At 36.4% G+C, this 1,784-nt stretch carries 1 pseudogene; it reads left to right on the top strand.

The annotated features are described in order from the left end of the window. Positions 1-223 precede the first annotated feature (223 nt). Positions 224-1,421: pseudogene (locus tag AC1DUW_RS27630) on the top strand (IS110 family RNA-guided transposase). Positions 1,422-1,784 lie beyond the last annotated feature (363 nt).

The following is a 1,784-nucleotide window of genomic DNA, read 5'->3' as shown; positions in this document are numbered from 1 at the left end:
AGTTGACCTTTTTTTAATAGAATCTATTATATCAGTAGCCAGGGTAGGACGTACGGGTGCGTGGGGACTTGATCCCGTGAACTAAACTGTCCGCCCCCTATTTGTAGAAACATGTTTGAGGGATGGTTGGGACGTAGATCTCGTATAACAAGCGAAGCTATGACACTAAATGGAGGACTTGGGGTACTGGTAAGTAAGTAAGTAAGTAGAGGAGGAAAAAACAATGAATCCAGTTGTTGGTTTGGATGTGGCAAAGGGAGAGAGTCAAGTTCAGGCACTTTTAGACCATTCTAAACCGTATGGGAAGAGCTTTTCAATGAAGCATATCAAAGAGGAATTAGATCATTTTTTAGACTTTTTAAAAGAGATTGAAGAGGTGACAAGGCAGATGCCTATGGTCATTTAAGAATCTACAGGGCATTACCATACTCCTGTTATTCAATACTTGGAGTAACAATGGATTCTATATATCTTACTAAATCCGATTATTTCTTATCAGGCAAAGAAGACCAGTTTACGAAAGGTAAAAACAGACGTAATCGATGTGTATCAGTTGTGTGTGCTGTATTATAAAGAGGATTTTGAACCTCATAAATTAGAGGAAATAAGCTTTTAGATCTGCGGAATTTGTCAAGACAACAGGAAATCGTAACGAATATGTATGTGGAAGCTAGACTTCAGTTTCACACCATTTTAGATCAAGTGTTTCCTGAATACCGGAAGGTTTTTGGGGATCCATATTCGAWGGTTTCTTTATTGATGTTAAAGGAATATTCCACTTTAGAGGAGGTATTAACAGCCGGGGAAAGTARACTAGCAGAGAGWGTWATRGAGTTCTGTYCTAGCCGATCWGGTSAATGGGCATGGGGAAAAGCAAAAAAATAATGGATTCCGCATCTAGAAATCCATTACAAAAAAGCGTGTATGAAAGTCRGGTAATCCATCTTCATATGTATATTGAGTTGCTTTTWCATTACCAGGGACAMCTTTCTGATTTGGAAGATCGTATAGTGGCCCTGGCAAATGAAATGGAAGAATATAAGATCATTCAATYGATTCCCGGTATAGGAGAAAAAATCGCAGCCACGATTATCTCTGAAATTGGTGAAATCRATCGSTTTAATCATCCGAAAAAACTGGTTGCCTTCGCTGGAGTAGATCCAAGTGTTCACTCATCGGGTAAGTTTACGGCAACCATTAATCGTATGACTAAAAGAGGTTCGAGCAGACTACGTCATTCTCTGTATCTGTCCTATGCGGCATAAGAAGTTCAAGGAACAAAAAGCTTAATGAATTCTATGATAAGAAAAAATCAGAAGGAAAACCTGCCAAAGTGTCAATCGTTGCCTGTATTAAATAAGTTGCTTCACTGGATTTACGCTTTATTAAAGAGAAAAGAAACGTTCCTAGATTTAGCCTGATTAACGGTATTGTGTAACAGAGAAAAATCCTTCCAAAAGGATTTTGGAGGGTTATTTTGCATGGCCAAAAATAGTATATTATAAGGGAAATGAAAATTTTAGAGAAAGATATTGACATCCTATTAGCTGGTTTAGTACTAGGTTCACCACAGTAACCCCTTATTGAAGTAAGAACAATATAGATATGCATATAACACTTGATATTAGAAGTTTTTCTATACATCGCTTATTTTTATAAACTTAAGAATGACGTCGATTAGTTTGTTATACTTTGTATCAGAAAGCCAGCAATTGAAAATATTCGAGTGAATTTCTATTTACTAATAATGGCCTCTATAAAAATTTGAAAATAAAATAATGTTA

The sequence above is a fragment of the Peribacillus sp. P4_C12 genome, assembly GCF_056402095.1.
This window is presented reverse-complemented; position numbering and strand designations above follow the sequence as displayed.